The organism is Lentzea kristufekii, from assembly GCF_033949925.1.
Lineage (GTDB): Bacteria > Actinomycetota > Actinomycetes > Mycobacteriales > Pseudonocardiaceae > Lentzea > Lentzea kristufekii.
Map to the genome: position 1 here is coordinate 225,621 of NZ_JAXAVV010000014.1, position 14,588 is coordinate 240,208.

The window sequence follows — 14,588 nt, forward strand, 5'->3', positions numbered from 1 at the left end:
ATGCGCCTCCCGGACCCGTGTCGATCCGGGGACGGCCGCGTTCGACGTCCCTGTGAAGGACCACGACAGGGAGGCACAGAAGATGAGCAAGGTCTACACGGGCGCCAGCACCTCGATCGACGGCTACGTCTCGGGCCCGGACTTCTCCGGCTTCGACAAGCTGTTCGCCTGGTACGAGGCGGGCGACGTGGCGTTCACGGTCCCGACCGGCGCGATGACCGTCAACCTCACGCCCGCCAGCGCCGCCTACTTCGGCGGGCTGATCCAGGCGACCGGCGCGTTGGTGGTGGGGCGCAAGCTCTACGACTTCACCAACGGCTGGGGCGGCCAGCACCCGATGGGCGTGCACACCGTCGTGCTCACCCATCGGCCGTTGGAGGACAACGAACACTTCACGTTCGTCAGCGGTGGCATCGAGGAAGCCGTTGCGGTGGCCCAGAAGCACGCCGGCGACAAGGGCGTCGGCCTGAACTCGGGCGAGATCGCGCGGCAGGCCATCGACGCGGGCCTGGTGGACGAGATCTTCCTCGACCTGGTGCCGGTGATCCTCGGCGGAGGCACGCCGTTCTTCGCACCCGGCAAGGGGTACCAGCTGGAGGGACCGATCTCGGTGGTCGAGAGCACTTCGGTCACGCACCTGCGCTACAAAGTCAGGTATGAAGCTCCGGAGACTGACTGAGGCCGACTCGGCGGAGCTGTTCCAGGCCATCACGGAGTCGCTCGCACACCTGGAGGTGTGGATGCCGTGGGCAGCCGGCGGCTACGACGCGTCGACGCTCGCGGACTTCCTCGCCGATGCCGAGAGCGGCTGGGAGCGCGGGACGCTGTTCCCGCACGTCATCACCGTCGACGGCGCGATCGTCGGCCTGGTGACGGCGAACCGGAGAGGCAAGGACGATCTCGTGGAGATCGGCTACTGGCTGCACCCCGCGCACACCGGGCGGGGCCACGCCACGGCTGCGACCGCGAAGCTCGTGGAGTTCGCGTTCGGGCTGGAGGGCGTGCACAGGGTGCAGATCTGGCACGACGAGGCCAACGTCGCGAGCAGCGGTGTGCCGCGGAGGCTCGGGTTCACCGAGATCGACCGCCGCACACCGCCTCGCGAACCCGCGATCGGCAACCGCGTCGGGGTGGACGTCGTGTGGGAGCTGCGCCGCTAGGTCGCATCGCCACTGCACGGAGCGGTCCGCCTCACGAGGCCAGTGAGGCCTTCACCGCGCGAGTGCGGTCGTCGGCGAGCACTTCCTCGTCACCGTTCTCGATGGCCCGCAGCACCTGGGAGACGACGTCCTCCGGCGCGATCTTGGGCGCGTCGATGCCGTCCGTCATGTCGGTGTCGATGAAGCCCACGTGCACCCCGATGACGTTGGTTCCCTGCTCCCGCAGGTCTTCCCGCGTCGACTTCGTGAGCGACCAGCCCGCCGCCTTCGACGCCGCGTAGCCGCGCCAGGCCGGGCGGCCCACCCACGAGAGGATGCTCAGGACGTTGACGAGGGTGCCGCCGCCGTTCGCCTTCAGGATGGGCGCGAACGCGTCCGTCGTGCGGACGAGGCCGTAGAAGTTGACCTCGAACTCCGCCTTGATGCTGTCCACGTCCTCGCCCGCGACGAGCACGCCGGCGTTGTTGATGACGATCGAGACGTCGCCGAGCTCCTTCGCCGCGGCGGCGACGGACGCGTCGTCGGTCACGTCCAGCTGGACCGGGACGACGTTCTCGTCCACGACGGACGCCGGATTGCGCGCGCCGGCGTAGACCTTCGCGCCGCGCTTCGCGAACTCCTGCGCGAACGCCCGGCCGAGCCCGCGGTTGGCTCCGGTCACCAGCACTGCCGCACCGTTGAAGTCCATGACCCCTACCTACTAAGTTGGCTTTCCCAACTCACATTAGCGAGGTAAGTTGGATTTTCCAACCTACTGATAGGATGGTCACATGGCACCTCGAAGCTGCTCCATCGCGAACGCACTGGGGGTCGTGGGCGAACGCTGGTCGCTGCTGGCGTTGCGCGAGGTCTTCCTCGGCGTCACACGCTTCGACCAGATCGCCGCGAACACCGGCGCATCGCGCGACGTGCTGACCGTGCGGCTGAAGAAGCTGGTCGCCGCTGGCGTGCTGGAGAAGCACCAGTACTCCGAGCACCCGCCGCGGTACGAATACGTGCTCACGGACTCGGGCCGTGCGCTGCACAACGTGATGCTCATGCTCAAGGAGTGGGGCGACACGTACGTGACGGAGGGGCCCCTCCCCCTCGTGTGGGAGCACTCGTGCGGCGCCGTGCTGGAGCCACGGGTGGTGTGCGCCGCGTGCGGCGAGGAAGCCACATCCGAGTCACTCACTCGTGCGGCGGAGCTGACCCACTAAGTTGGGCGGCATGAGTGAGGACGACGAGGACGAGTTCGCCGAGGACGACGACTTCGAGGACGAGGAAGACCCGGACGACCTCTTCGCCGTCACGCCCGAGCCGCGCACGGTGTGCCACCTGTGCGGGGGTGCGAGTTACATCGCCGCGCCGACGCTCGCGATCATCGGCGGTGCGCCGCGGACCGTCGACAACGGGCGGGAGTGCCCGCACTGCAACGGCGCGCGGACGTTCACCGGGCTCGTGCCGCCGCTTTAGCCCTGTTCTCGGCGTGCCAGTCGACGAACTCGGTCACCGGCAGGCGCGCCACCTCGGCGCCGATGATGTCCAGGGCCAGGTCCGAGGCCCGTGTGAAGCGCACGCAGGCCTTGCCCATGTCGAGCTTCTTGCCAGAAGCAGCCCACCTCGCGCGGAACGACTCCTCGAACTCCTCCATCACCGTGGTCAGGTAGACGGAGCAGTAGCGCTTCTGGGCGCCGAGGGCGACGTAGAGAAGCGGCTTCTTGCTGTAGGTCGGGCCACTCACCTCCAGCGGCACCGCGTACGTGATCAGGCCCCAGTCCATGGCCTCCACGTAGCCGTCGGGGAGGTTGGCGAGGATGACGTCGCGCACAGCCTCGACCTCGGCACGCTGCTCATCAGGCAGTTCGGCGAGGTACTGGGCGACCGTGGAGGCCTGGCTCTTCACCATGCGCGTACGGTAATCGCCCGTGGAGGTCCTGTCCCGAGCCGAATGGCACGAACTGCGCGACTCGCACGTCGCGCGCATGCGCCGGTTCACCGGGCCGCATCAGGAGCGGAAGCTTCGCAAAGAGAAGCACCCGGTCATGGACTTCCTCTTCACCTACTACAGCCATCGGCCCGTGCGGCTCGAACGCTGGCATCCGGGGCCGGGCGTCGTTCTCGAGGACGCGGCCGAGTACCTGGAGTTTCCGCACTACAAAGCCACGCCTGAGGGCATCACGCTCGACGTCGAGAGCTTCGTGGAGCAGCGGGCGAAGACGCTGGAATTCGTGCAGGGGCTGCTCGCGGCGACGCTGAGCCGGCCCGCGCGACTCGGCTGCTTCGGGCTGCACGAGTGGGCGATGGTCTACCGGCAGCAGCCCGAGGAGGTCCGGCACAACGCGTGGCCGCTCCGGCTGGGCAGCGACGGCACCGACCAGGTGGTCGAGGCGAGCCGGATCCAGTGCGGGCACTTCGACGCGTTCCGGTTCTTCACGCGACCCGCTCGGCCGCATAACGCTCTGCAGCCCACTCGCGACGAACAGTTGCTGAACGAACAGCCCGGGTGCCTGCACGCGAACATGGACCTGTTCAAGTGGGCTTACAAAATGGAGCCGGCGACGCCGTCCGACCTCGTCGGCGACTGCTTCGAACTGGCCGCTGACGTGCGCGAACTCGACATGCAGGCCTCCCCGTACGACCTGGCCGGGCTCGGGTACTCCCCGGTGCGGATCGAGACGCCGGAGGGGCGCGCGGAGTACGTGCGGCGGCAGGCCGAGTTCGCTGAGCGGGCACGACCGTTGCGAGAACGGCTCATCTTCGTTTGCCAGTCGATACGTGGAGTGACTTCACTTCGCTGACGAAGTTCACCTGTTAGCGTGATTGGCGGTCGTCGGGGGCCGCTGAGTAGTTGTGAGGGATCGATGTCTCGACACCGCGCTCTGCGGGCGAAGGTGAAGCGCGGAATCGCCAAGTGGCCCGTGCTCATCGTCGTGCTCGTGGTGCTGCTTGGCCTCAGCTGGCTCGCCTTGTCGTGGGCCGGTGGAGTGCTCGACAAGCGCTCACAGGCCTTGGCCCAGAACTGCAGCGAGGGTGACTCAGTGCTGCGCGTCTCCGTGACGCCCAGCGTCGCGGAAGCCGTGAGGGACGTCGCACGCGCGTACAGCGCGACACGGCCCGTTGTGTACGACCACTGCATCGCGATCGAAGTGACTTCCGCGGACTCCTCCGCGGTGCTGGAAGGCCTGACGACGACCTGGGACGAGCAGAAGCTCGGCAAGCGGCCGCACGCGTGGCTGCCCGACTCGACGCTCTGGGCGAACCGGCTGTCCGCGCTGAACGCGAAGCTCGTCGGCTCGGCGCCGAAGTCCGTCGGCACGTCGCCGGTGCTGCTCGCGGCTCCCGAGGCCGCCGCGCCGGTGCTGAAGGACTTCCGCTGGTCGGACATGCCCGAGGTGACGAACTGGGACAAGTTCGGCCAGCCCTGGGGCCGGTTCAGCGTCGCGATGCCCGACCCGTCCGCGAACACGTCGTCCGCGCTCGCGATCCAGGCGGCGCTGGCCGGCGGCAAGGGCCCGGTCACCGCGGAGTCGCTCGGATCGGATGCCGCGAAGGCCGCGCTGTCCAAGCTCGCCGCCACGGTGCCGCCGGAGGTTCCGCCGACGACGCGGGACGCGTTGCGGCGCCTGGGTGACAGCGCGACGGTCAACGCGGCGGGCTTCTCGGCCACGCCGGTGTCCGAAGTGGACCTGTTCAAGCACAACACGGGCAAGGAGGCCCCGTCGAAGCCGCTGGTGGGCGTGCTGCCCGCCGGACCGGCTCCGGTGGCGGACTTCCCGTACGTCGCGCTGGGCGGCAGCGAGGTCGGCGAGGCGGAAGTGCGTGCGGCGCAGGCGTTCCGCGACTTCATGACCGAAACCCCGCAGCAGGCGATCCTGGCGCGCGGCGGGCTGCGGGTGGAGTCCACTCAGGACCGTCCATCGCCTTCGCCGGGCGTGTCCTGGTCTTCCGTCACGGAGAACCTGGTCGCCGCCGACGCGACGACCACGCAGCAGATCTCCTCCGCCTGGGCGTCGGCGGACCGCGGCGGGCAGGTCGTCACCGTGCTGGCGGACGTGTCGACGTCGATGAAACCCAGGCTGGACAAGGTGAAGGCGGCCCTGCGCGGCCAGGTCGACAGGTCGGTGTCGGGGTCGTTCGGGCTGTGGGAGTTCGCCCGCGACCTCGACGGGTCGAAGCCGCACAAGCAACTCGTCGCCACCGGTCCCGTCAGCGAGAAGCGCGACGCGTTGCGCAGGTCGATCGACGCGCTCAAGACCGCGGACGGCTCGCAGCTCTACACCGCGCTGGCGGCCTGCTACGAGACGGCGCACGACGGGTTCGTGGCCGGGCGGGTCAACCGGGTCGTGGTGATCACCGACGGCACCTCGGACGGCGGGATCGACCTGGCGGCGCTCAAGGCGCAGCTGCACGGGACGGACCTGCCGGTCAGCTTCATCGCCATCGGCGGCGAGGTGGACAAGTCGGCGCTGACGGACATCGCGCAGACGACCGGCGGGTCGGTGTCGGTGGTGGAGAACGTGGACGGCGTGGAGGCGGCGCTCGGTCAGGTGCTGTCGACGAAGGCCTGACCGAGCGCGACCGGTCGCTCAGGCGGCGTTGAAGCGGTCGGGGTCCGGACCGGTGCGGGTCCCGTTGTCGAGCTCGGTGATCACGAGCATGTCGTCCTGGGCCAGCTCGAAGTCGAAGATGTCGATGTTCTCCTTGATCCGGTACGGCGTGACGGACTTCGGGATCACGACGTTGCCGATCTGGACGTGCCAGCGCAGCACGATCTGGGCCGGGGTCTTGCCGTACTTCTCGGCGAGACCCGCGATGTCGGGCTCTCGCAGCAACGCGCCGCCCTGCGCCAGCGGTGACCACGCCTCGGTGACGATGCGGTGCGTCACATGCACCTTGCGCATCTCTTCCTGCTGCAGGAACGGATGCAGCTCGATCTGGTTCACCGCCGGGGTGGTCGGGAACTCGTCGAACAGGCGCTGCAGGTGCGGCGTGTGGAAGTTCGAGACGCCGATCGCGCGCACGCGTCCGTCGGCGTAGAGCTTCTCCATGGCGCGCCACGTGTCGGCGTAGAGGTCGCGCCGGGGTGTCGGCCAGTGGATGAGGTAGAGGTCGAGCACGTCGAGGCGCAGGCGGCGCATGCTCTCGTCGAACGCGCGCAGCGTGGCGTCGTGGCCCTGGTCGGTGTTCCACAGCTTGGTCGTGATGAACAGGCCGGGCACGCCGGCGATCGCGTCGCCGACGCCGGACTCGTTGCCGTAGGCCGCGGCGGTGTCGATGCTGCGGTAGCCGGCCTCGATCGCCGTCGTGACGGCACCGGCCACCTGGTCCTCCGGCACCTGGTAGACGCCGAAGCCGAGTTGAGGGATCCGTACTCCGTTGTTCAACGCAATCAGCGGAACCATGCGCGTAGCTTCGCATCGTTGTAGACGTCCTGCATCGCCTCGATCGTCCTGACGAGCTCGTGTCGTAGCTCGTCCGGTGCCAGGACTTCCACGTCCGCACCGAATTTGAGCAGGTCAGCGACAGCGTGCCGGTGCGACTCGGTCGGGAAGCCGAACTCCTCTCCCGGTTCGGGTGCCGCGTCTCGAATGACGCGGGCCTGATGGCCGCTGAGCAGGTACTGGGTCTTGTCCAGTCCGGAGCGCGTCATGCGGACCGTGACGCGTTCGCCGTACATGCGGGCCTCGAACTGCTCCGACCACTCGGCCCAGAACCGCGCGAGGTCGAAGTCGCCGGGCCGCTCGAACGACTCCGGTGTGGCCTGGAGCGTGAGCACGCGCGAGACGCGGTAGGTGCGGCCGCTGCCGACGAAGTACCAGGTGCCGGCCTTCAGCACGAGCCCGTACGGGTCCACCTCGCGCTCGACGGTCTGGTTGCCCCAGCGCAGGTAGGTCATGCGGATCCTGCGCTGCTCCCAGACGGCGTCGGCGATGGTGGCGAGGTGCTCGGTGGGTTCGTCGCCGCGGAACCACGTCGGGGTGTCGAGGTGGAAGCGCTGGCGGATCTGCTCGGCACGGGACCGCAGCTCCGTCGGCAGGGCGGCGAGGAGCTTGAGCTGGGCCGCGGCCGCGAACTCCCCCAGGCCCAGCGCCTCTGCGGGTCCGGGAAGGCCCGCGAGGAACAGCGACTGCGCCTCGTCGGTCGTCAGGCCGGTCAGCCGGGTGCGGTAGCCGTCGACCAGCTGGTAGCCACCCGCCGGGCCGCGGTCGGCGTAGATCGGGATGCCGGAAGCGGAGAGGGCCTCGACGTCGCGGTAGATCGTGCGCGGCGAGACCTCCAGCTCGGACGCCAGTTCGTCGGCCGTCATCCGGCCCCTGGACTGCAGGAGCAGGAGGACCTGGAGGAGTCTGCCGGATTTCACGGGATGAACCTGACACGATCTGTCAGGAATTGCCAGCAGAGTGGTCCGCATGAAGGCAACGGGAACCATCGATGTGAAGAGCTGGGACGAGAAGACCTGGGACGGCCGGGCCTACCAGGAGGTCGAGGGACGCAAGCTCACCGAGGCGCACGTCCAGTTCACCTACGCGGGTGACGTCAGCGGCGTCGGGAGCTGCCGGTACCTCATGTACTACGGCGACGACGTGGCGTGGACGACCGCGATCGAGGAGATCACGACGGACGAGGGAACGCTGGTGCTGCGGCACGTCGGCGCCTACCGGTCCTCTGTGGAGGCAGCCATCGAGATCGTCGACGGCACCGGGAAGTACCTGAACGCGCGAGGTGCGGTGACGGTGGACTGGGCGGAGGATGGCAGCGGCACCTACACCCTGGAGTACGAGGTCTGACGATGACCAACGCCCCTCTCTACGACGCGGCCAAGGCACGGATCACCGCGCTGGTGTCCGGCGCCGATCCCCAGACGCCCGTGCCGGCGACGCCCGGCTGGTCGGTCAAGGACGTGGTGGCGCACCTCGCCGGCGGTCTGCGCGACTTCGCGGACCGCCGGTTCGACGGTGTCGAGTCGGGCGAGTGGGGCGAACGGCAGGTGCGCGACCGCCGCGACAACTCGCTGGCCGACGCCTTCGCCGAGTGGGACGCGAACCTGGAACTGGCCCGGCCGCTGTTCGACACGCCGATGGGACCGGTCCTCGTGGCCGAGGTGATCGCGCACGAGCACGACCTCCGTGCGGCGCTGAAGGTTCCGGGCGAGCGGGACGGCGTCGAGGTGCGGGCGGCGCTGGTGAAGCCGTTGCAGCAGCTCGACCAGCGGATGCGGGACAACGACGTGCCGGCGTTGCGGATCACGCTGGAGCACGGCGACCGGGTGCTCGGGCACGGCGAGCCCGCCGGGACGCTGCGGACGACGTCGTTCGAGCTGATGCGGGCCATCGGCGGGCGGCGGTCGGCCGACCAGATCAAGGCACTGGACTGGGACGGCGATCCGGACGTCTGGATCGCCGCGCTGGCGTTGTCCGGACGGCACCGGCCGGAGCCGTTCGAGGAGTAGGTTCTCTCGGCGTGAGCGACTGGCTGACGGACACGCGCGACTCCTACGACACGGTCGCGGTCAGCTACGCCGACCAGACGCGCGACCTCCTGGGCGGCCTCCCGCACCTGCGGGCGGCGCTGCGGTTGTTCGCCGAGGAGGTGCGCGGGCCCGTCGCGGACGTCGGCTGCGGGCCGGGCACCATCACCGCGCTCCTCGACGGACTGGGCGTGGACGTGTTCGGGATCGACCTCTCCCCCGCGATGATCGCGCTGGCCCGGCGGAACCACCCCGGGCTGCGGTTCGAGGTGGGGTCGATGACCGAACCGCTCCCCGAGGCGGTCGGCGGGATCATCGCCTGGTGGTCGCTGATCCACGTACCCGATGACGAAGTGCCCGCGGTGTTCGGCCACTTCCGGGAAGCGCTGCGGCCGGACGGGTTGCTGCAGCTGGGTTTCCACGTCGGCGACGAGACGCGGCTGAAGACGCAGGGCTACGGCGGGCATCCGATGCGCGTGCACGTCCACCTGCGACGGCCCGAGCGGGTCGCGGAGTGGCTGCGGGCGGCCGGGTTCACCGTCGAGGCGCAGTGGCTGCTCGGCGAGGACGGGGCGGTCCTGTTCGCGCGGCGCGGGTGAGACGATCTGACCGTGTCAGATGAACAGACGTGTCAGCGGTGCGGCGAGACGGTGGAGCTGGAGAAGGAAGACTTCGAGCTGTTCGAGCGGATGCACCCCGACTGCTTCCACTTCGCGTTCGAGCACGACCTGAACCAGCCGGGCATCGGCGCCGACGAGAACTGCGGCGACGACGCCTGCCCTGTCGGAGCATGAAAAACGGGCGCACCCCCGAGTGCGCCCGTTCCTCCTGAGCCCTAGTTGCTGTACGCCTCGAGCGGCGGGCAGGAGCAGACCAGGTTGCGGTCGCCCTTCGCACCATCGATGCGGCGGACCGGCGGCCAGATCTTCGGAGCACCGGTACCGGCCGGGTACACGGCCTCCTCGCGGGTGTACGGGTGGTTCCACTCGCCGACGGTCACGCAGGCCGCGGTGTGCGGGGCGTTGCGCAGCGGGTTGTCCTCGACGGGCCACTCGCCGGCGCCGACGCGGTCGATCTCGCGCTTGATGGCGATCATGGCGTCGATGAACCTGTCGATCTCGGCCAGGTCCTCGGACTCGGTCGGCTCGACCATCAGGGTGCCGGCGACCGGGAACGACATCGTCGGGGCGTGCAGGCCGTAGTCGGCGAGGCGCTTGGCCACGTCGTCCACCGTCACGCCGGTGGCCTTGGTGATCGGGCGCAGGTCGAGGATGCACTCGTGGGCCACGAAGCCGCCCTCGCCGGTGTAGAGGACCGGGTAGTGCTCGTCGAGGCGGCGGGCCACGTAGTTCGCGGCCGCCACGGCGGTCAGGGTCGCGCGGCGCAGGCCGTCGCCGCCCATCATGCGCACGTACGCCCACGAGATCGGCAGGATCGACGCGGAACCCCACGGGGCGCCCGAGATCGGGCCGACACCGGTGGCCGGTCCCGCGGTCGGCTGCAGCGGGTGGTTCGGCAGGAACGGGGCGAGGTGGGACTTCACACCGATCGGGCCGACGCCGGGGCCACCGCCGCCGTGCGGGATGCAGAACGTCTTGTGCAGGTTCAGGTGCGAGACGTCCGAGCCGAACTTGCCGTAGCGGGCCAGGCCGATCAACGCGTTGAGGTTCGCGCCGTCGACGTACACCTGACCGCCCGCGTCGTGGACCAGGCCGCAGACCTCGCGGACGGTGTCCTCGTACACGCCGTGCGTCGACGGGTAGGTGATCATGATCGCGGCGAGGTCGTCGGCGTGCTCGGCGACCGTGGTGCGCAGATGGCCCATGTCGATGTTGCCCTTGTCGTCGCACTTCACGACGACGACGCGCATACCGGCCATGACGGCGGACGCGGCGTTGGTGCCGTGGGCGGACGACGGGATCAGGCAGACGTCGCGGTCGGCGTTGCCGTTCGCGCGGTGGTAGGCGCGGATCGCGAGCAGGCCCGCGAACTCACCCTGCGAACCGGCGTTGGGCTGCAGCGACACCGCGTCGTAGCCGGTGACCTCGGCGAGCCAGGCCTCCAGGTCCGAGACGATCTTCAGCAGGCCCTTGGCGTCCTCGACCGGCGCGAACGGGTGCAGCGTCGAGAACTCCGGCCACGTGATGGACTCCATCTCCGCGGTGGCGTTCAGCTTCATCGTGCAGGAGCCGAGCGGGATCATGCTGCGGTCCAGGGCGACGTCCTTGTCGGACAACGCGCGCAGGTAGCGCAGCAGCGCGGTCTCGGAGCGGTGCGCGTGGAAGACCGGGTGGGTCAGGTAGTCCGAGGTGCGGCGCAGGTCGGCCGGGATGCCGTCGGCGGTGTCGGCGTCGATGGCGTCCACATCGGACCCCGTGACACCGAAGGCCTCCCACACCGCGACGATGTGCGCACGCGTCGTCTTCTCGTCGCAAGCGATTGCCACGACGTCGTCGTCGACCTTGCGGAGGTTGATGCCGGCCTCGCGCGCCTTCTCGACGACAGCGGCGGCCTGGCCCTCGACGCGCACCTGGACGGTGTCGAAGAACTCGCCGTGCACGACGTCGAGCCCGGCCTCGCACAGGCCCGTGGCGAGCACGGTGGCCAGGCGGTGCACGCGGGTCGCGATCGAACGCAGGCCCTCGGGACCGTGGTAGACGGCGTACATGGACGCGATCACGGCCAGCAGCACCTGCGCGGTGCAGATGTTCGACGTGGCCTTCTCGCGGCGGATGTGCTGCTCGCGCGTCTGCAGGGCCAGGCGGTAGGCCAGCGAGCCGTCGGCGTCGACGGAGACACCGACGAGACGGCCGGGCAGCTGACGCTCCAGACCGGACCGGACGGCCATGTAGCCGGCGTGCGGGCCACCGAAGCCGATCGGCACGCCGAAGCGCTGCGTGGTGCCGATGACGACGTCCGCGCCGATCTCACCCGGCGCGCGCAGCAGCGTCAGCGCCAGCAGGTCGGCGACGACGACGGCCTGGGCGCCGGCGGCGTGGATCTCCTCGATCAACGCGGCCTGGTCGCGCACCACACCGGACGCGCCGGGGTACGACAGCAGCACGCCGAAGAAGTCGCCACCCAGGCCCAGTCCCTCGATGCCCTGCGACAGGTCCGCGACGACGATCTCGATGCCCAGCGGCTCGGCGCGCGTCTCGATGACGGCCAGCGTCTGCGGCAGCGTGTCGGCGTCGATGACGAACTTGTTCGACTTGGACTTGCCGGCGCGGCGCACCAGCGTCATCGCCTCGGCGGCGGCGGTCGACTCGTCCAGCATGGACGCGTTCGCGACCGGCAGGCCCGTCAGGTCGCCGACCATGGTCTGGAAGTTCAGCAGCGCTTCGAGGCGCCCCTGCGAGATCTCCGGCTGGTACGGCGTGTACGCGGTGTACCAGGCGGGCGACTCGAGCACGTTGCGCAGGATCACGCCCGGCGTCACGGTGTCGTAGTAGCCGAGGCCGATCATCTGCGTCATCGGGCGGTTCTGCGAGGCGAGCTCACGGAGCTCGGCCAGCGCCTCGGTCTCGGTGGCCGGGGCGGGCAGGTCCAGCACGAGGTCGCGCTCGTGAATGGACGAAGGCACCGCGTGCTGCGCCAGCTCCTCGAGCGAACCGACGCCGATGACGTCGAGGATGCGCGCGAGTTCGGCGGGGCGCGGACCCACGTGCCGGTCGGCGAACGGGGTGCCGTGCTCGAGAGCGGCGAGCGGAATCCGGAGGGGGTGGGCCCCCTGCTGGGGGTCGGTATTAACAGAGTCCTGCGTCATCAAACGCCTCCGGGGGCTGCGGGCACACGTGTCCTGGTGCCCTCCCCGCTCTGTCCGTACCCCGAGGGGCGCCTGAGAGGTTCACCCACCGGTCAGGATGGGCTTTCACCGTCGGCGGGATCGCCAGAAAACACCTGGTGATCCACTTTCCAGAGGCGTCTCGCTCGGCGGTCCTGGATGCCTGAGAGGTTCCCGGGGAGGGACTTGCTCCTTCGGCGCCGGGCTCGGGGCCCGGTCTCTCCCGCCAGAGTTCAGCGACTACCCGAGAAGAATACCCGCAGGCAGCTCAGGTAGTCCCTAGGGACGCGACCTACATCTCAGTCCGAAGACCGGCGAGCGCCCCGGCGACCGGGTCCGCGGGGTCGTCGCGCAACGCCACGAGCAGATGCGTGGTGCCCACGACGGCGTCGCCGCGACGGGCCGCGACGAGCTTCGCCCGTTCCACCGCACGCTCCACCTTGCCGCCGCTGACGGGCAACGCTGCCAGGTCGATTCCCGCCTCGCGCAACGCCGCCGCCCCGCCCGACTCGAACTCCGGCTTCAGCCTCCTGCCCGCCACCTCCAACTGGCGGTCGACCGACACCACCGCCTCCACCAGATCGCGGGACGACACCTCTCGCCTCGCGGCCACGGCCAGCCGTCCGGCCTCGTTGCGCACGACGGTCAGCACCGGCCCGCCCAGCCCCTGGCCGCGCGCGACCCAGCGCAGCAGCCAGCGCACGTACCCGCCGCCGGAGTCCCCCTCAAGTGCTCCCGCCTTGCGCAGCAACCGCACGGCGGGCGCTTCCTCGATCTCCGCGTAGGGCCGCGTGGCATCGGCCCGCACCGCGGCGGCCACCGCCTCGACGTCGACTCCGCGCAGCACGAACAGGTCGGCGGCACGTCCGGAACCCTGTTCCAGCAACGCGAGCGAGAGGTGGGTCGTGGTCAGCACGCCGTCGCCGGCCCGTGCGACCGCCGCGAGCAGACACTCCTCCAGAGCGCGGCTGACGGGCGGCACGGTCTCGAGGAGGAGGCGGTCGCAGGCGACGTTCATCAACGCCGTGACGTCCGGATGAGCCTCGGGAACGACGCCACCGTCGACGTCCGCCCAGTGCTCGTGCCCCCGCGCCATCGCCTGGGCCCGCAGCGACTTCACGCCGAGCTTGCGGCCGGGTCCGACGGTGTCGATCAGCGAGATCAGCAGGTTCTCGGTGCCGAGGAAGCCGAACTCCAGCCGGACCGCGCGCTGCGCCGCCGCTTCCAGCACCTTCACGACCTGATAGGAGGGGGTGATCGTCATGCCGGAAACGCTAGGGAACAACAAGATCCGGGCGCTTCCGCCGACCGGCCACTCACCAGCGCCAGTCGGCCACGATCATCAGGCCGGTCAGCCGGTGGCGCGCTCGCGACGCCGGCGGGTCAGCTCGTCCTCGGTCATCGGGGCGATCTCGACGCCGTCCGCACGTTCGGCCGGGAACTCGTGGATCGTGCCGGAGATCTCCCGCATCGCACCGCTGACCGCGATGCCGAACACGCCCTGGCCGCCCTGCAGCAGGTCGACGACCTCTTCGGGCGAGGTGCACTCGTAGACGGTGGTGCCGTCGGAGAAGAGCGTGATCTTCGCCAGGTCCTGCACGCCGCGGCGGCGCAGGTGGTCGACCGCGACCCTGATGTTCTGCAAGGAGACACCGGTGTCCAGCAGCCGCTTCACGACCTTGAGCACCAGGATGTCCTTGAAGGAGTACAACCGCTGGCTGCCGGAGCCGTGCGCCATCCTTATCGTCGGCGCGACCAGACCGGTCCTTGCCCAGTAGTCGAGCTGCCGGTACGTGATGCCCGCGATCTGACATGCCGCGGGTCCTCGGTAACCGACGAGCTCGTCCGGCAGCGAGGAGTCCGGGAACAGTTCACCCTGCAGCCCGGATTCGGCCCTCAAGGGCGCTTCCTCGACCACGCCTGCCTCCCCTCGGAACGGCCACGAAACTCATGACCGTCAAGCCGCCGCGTCCACTTCCGCGAAGCAGCGACGTCCACTCGAGTTCGACGGTAAGACCGGTCCGATGGCAGGTCAACGCGACGCGCGGGGAGATGCGACCCTCAACCTGAGGTAGAGAGTCATACCCTCACCCGAACGAGCACGTTCAGGTGACGTTTAGTGATCGTTTAGCGATCAATGCGACCGTAAGTAGTCCAATCGAGGGACGTCCAAACGAACTGCCCTCACGTCTGC

The 14,588-nt window shown here is 69.5% G+C and carries 17 protein-coding genes and 2 riboswitches; of the genes, 10 read left to right on the forward strand and 7 right to left on the reverse strand.

Annotated elements, in window-relative coordinates; genetic code table 11:
* The first annotated feature begins 82 nt into the window (after window positions 1–82).
* Window positions 83–679 carry a dihydrofolate reductase family protein gene (locus SK571_RS27905; protein ID WP_319987055.1) on the forward strand — a complete coding sequence of 199 codons (597 nt, stop codon included), beginning with the start codon at window positions 83–85 and terminating at the stop codon, window positions 677–679.
* A complete protein-coding gene (locus SK571_RS27910) occupies window positions 657–1,160 on the forward strand; it encodes a GNAT family N-acetyltransferase (protein WP_319987056.1) in 504 nt (167 codons plus the stop codon). Before SK571_RS27905 ends, SK571_RS27910 begins: the two co-directional genes overlap by 23 nt.
* A gap of 31 nt (window positions 1,161–1,191) precedes the next feature.
* On the opposite strand, the gene SK571_RS27915 is transcribed toward SK571_RS27910, so the two are convergent.
* Window positions 1,192–1,848: an SDR family oxidoreductase gene (locus SK571_RS27915; RefSeq protein WP_319987057.1), complete on the reverse strand. Its 657-nt coding sequence runs from the start codon at window positions 1,846–1,848 to the stop codon at window positions 1,192–1,194.
* Between the two features lie 82 nt (window positions 1,849–1,930).
* Between SK571_RS27915 and SK571_RS27920 the strand changes: the two genes are divergently transcribed.
* Window positions 1,931–2,359: a winged helix-turn-helix transcriptional regulator gene (locus tag SK571_RS27920; RefSeq protein WP_319987058.1), complete on the forward strand. Its 429-nt coding sequence runs from the start codon at window positions 1,931–1,933 to the stop codon at window positions 2,357–2,359.
* A gap of 10 nt (window positions 2,360–2,369) precedes the next feature.
* Entirely contained in the window at window positions 2,370–2,615 is a 246-nt protein-coding gene (locus tag SK571_RS27925; RefSeq protein ID WP_084401880.1) for a hypothetical protein, read from the forward strand.
* Here the strand turns inward: SK571_RS27925 and SK571_RS27930 are convergent.
* Window positions 2,590–3,048 (reverse strand): DUF1801 domain-containing protein, encoded by a 459-nt coding sequence (locus SK571_RS27930; protein ID WP_319987059.1) that lies wholly within the window; start codon window positions 3,046–3,048, stop codon window positions 2,590–2,592. The two genes, SK571_RS27925 and SK571_RS27930, sit on opposite strands and share 26 nt — an antisense overlap.
* Before the next feature lie 76 nt (window positions 3,049–3,124).
* Here SK571_RS27930 and SK571_RS27935 point away from each other — a divergent pair, with 76 nt between their 5' ends.
* Both SK571_RS27935 and SK571_RS27940 read left to right on the forward strand, forming a co-directional pair.
* Window positions 3,125–3,940 (forward strand): 3-methyladenine DNA glycosylase, encoded by an 816-nt coding sequence (locus SK571_RS27935; protein ID WP_406602042.1) that lies wholly within the window; start codon window positions 3,125–3,127, stop codon window positions 3,938–3,940.
* Between the two features lie 63 nt (window positions 3,941–4,003).
* A complete protein-coding gene (locus SK571_RS27940; protein WP_319987061.1) occupies window positions 4,004–5,710 on the forward strand; it encodes a substrate-binding domain-containing protein in 1,707 nt (568 codons plus the stop codon).
* An 18-nt stretch (window positions 5,711–5,728) separates the two neighbouring features.
* On the opposite strand, the gene SK571_RS27945 is transcribed toward SK571_RS27940, so the two are convergent.
* Both SK571_RS27945 and SK571_RS27950 read right to left on the reverse strand, forming a co-directional pair.
* Window positions 5,729–6,544, reverse strand: a complete 816-nt coding sequence (locus tag SK571_RS27945; protein ID WP_319987062.1) for an aldo/keto reductase — start codon at window positions 6,542–6,544, stop codon at window positions 5,729–5,731.
* On the reverse strand, window positions 6,532–7,503 hold the full coding sequence (locus tag SK571_RS27950; protein ID WP_319987063.1) for a helix-turn-helix transcriptional regulator: 972 nt from the start codon (window positions 7,501–7,503) through the stop codon (window positions 6,532–6,534). Before SK571_RS27950 ends, SK571_RS27945 begins: the two co-directional genes overlap by 13 nt.
* Window positions 7,504–7,552: 49 nt before the next feature.
* On the opposite strand from SK571_RS27950, the gene SK571_RS27955 reads away from it, so the two are divergent.
* From SK571_RS27955 to SK571_RS27970, 4 genes are read left to right on the forward strand one after another with little or no spacing between them, the layout of a single operon-like run.
* The gene (locus tag SK571_RS27955; protein ID WP_319987064.1) at window positions 7,553–7,930 is read left to right on the forward strand and encodes a DUF3224 domain-containing protein; all 378 of its coding nucleotides are present in this window, start codon (window positions 7,553–7,555) and stop codon (window positions 7,928–7,930) included.
* 2 nt (window positions 7,931–7,932) lie between these two features.
* A complete protein-coding gene (locus SK571_RS27960; RefSeq protein WP_319987065.1) occupies window positions 7,933–8,592 on the forward strand; it encodes a maleylpyruvate isomerase family mycothiol-dependent enzyme in 660 nt (219 codons plus the stop codon).
* 11 nt (window positions 8,593–8,603) lie between these two features.
* On the forward strand, window positions 8,604–9,209 hold the full coding sequence (locus SK571_RS27965; RefSeq protein ID WP_319987066.1) for a class I SAM-dependent DNA methyltransferase: 606 nt from the start codon (window positions 8,604–8,606) through the stop codon (window positions 9,207–9,209).
* A gap of 12 nt (window positions 9,210–9,221) precedes the next feature.
* Entirely contained in the window at window positions 9,222–9,404 is a 183-nt protein-coding gene (locus SK571_RS27970; RefSeq protein ID WP_319987067.1) for a hypothetical protein, read from the forward strand.
* Window positions 9,405–9,445: 41 nt separating this feature from the next.
* On the opposite strand, the gene gcvP is transcribed toward SK571_RS27970, so the two are convergent.
* The 3 genes from gcvP to SK571_RS27985 form a co-directional block, all read right to left on the reverse strand.
* Window positions 9,446–12,376, reverse strand: a complete 2,931-nt coding sequence (gcvP, locus tag SK571_RS27975; protein WP_319987068.1) for an aminomethyl-transferring glycine dehydrogenase — start codon at window positions 12,374–12,376, stop codon at window positions 9,446–9,448.
* 48 nt (window positions 12,377–12,424) lie between these two features.
* A riboswitch (glycine riboswitch) is annotated at window positions 12,425–12,531 on the reverse strand.
* 3 nt (window positions 12,532–12,534) lie between these two features.
* A riboswitch (glycine riboswitch) is annotated at window positions 12,535–12,630 on the reverse strand.
* A gap of 56 nt (window positions 12,631–12,686) precedes the next feature.
* Window positions 12,687–13,658: a Clp protease N-terminal domain-containing protein gene (locus SK571_RS27980; protein WP_319987069.1), complete on the reverse strand. Its 972-nt coding sequence runs from the start codon at window positions 13,656–13,658 to the stop codon at window positions 12,687–12,689.
* A gap of 87 nt (window positions 13,659–13,745) precedes the next feature.
* Entirely contained in the window at window positions 13,746–14,312 is a 567-nt protein-coding gene (locus tag SK571_RS27985) for a MerR family transcriptional regulator (RefSeq protein ID WP_090072357.1), read from the reverse strand.
* Window positions 14,313–14,588 lie beyond the last annotated feature (276 nt).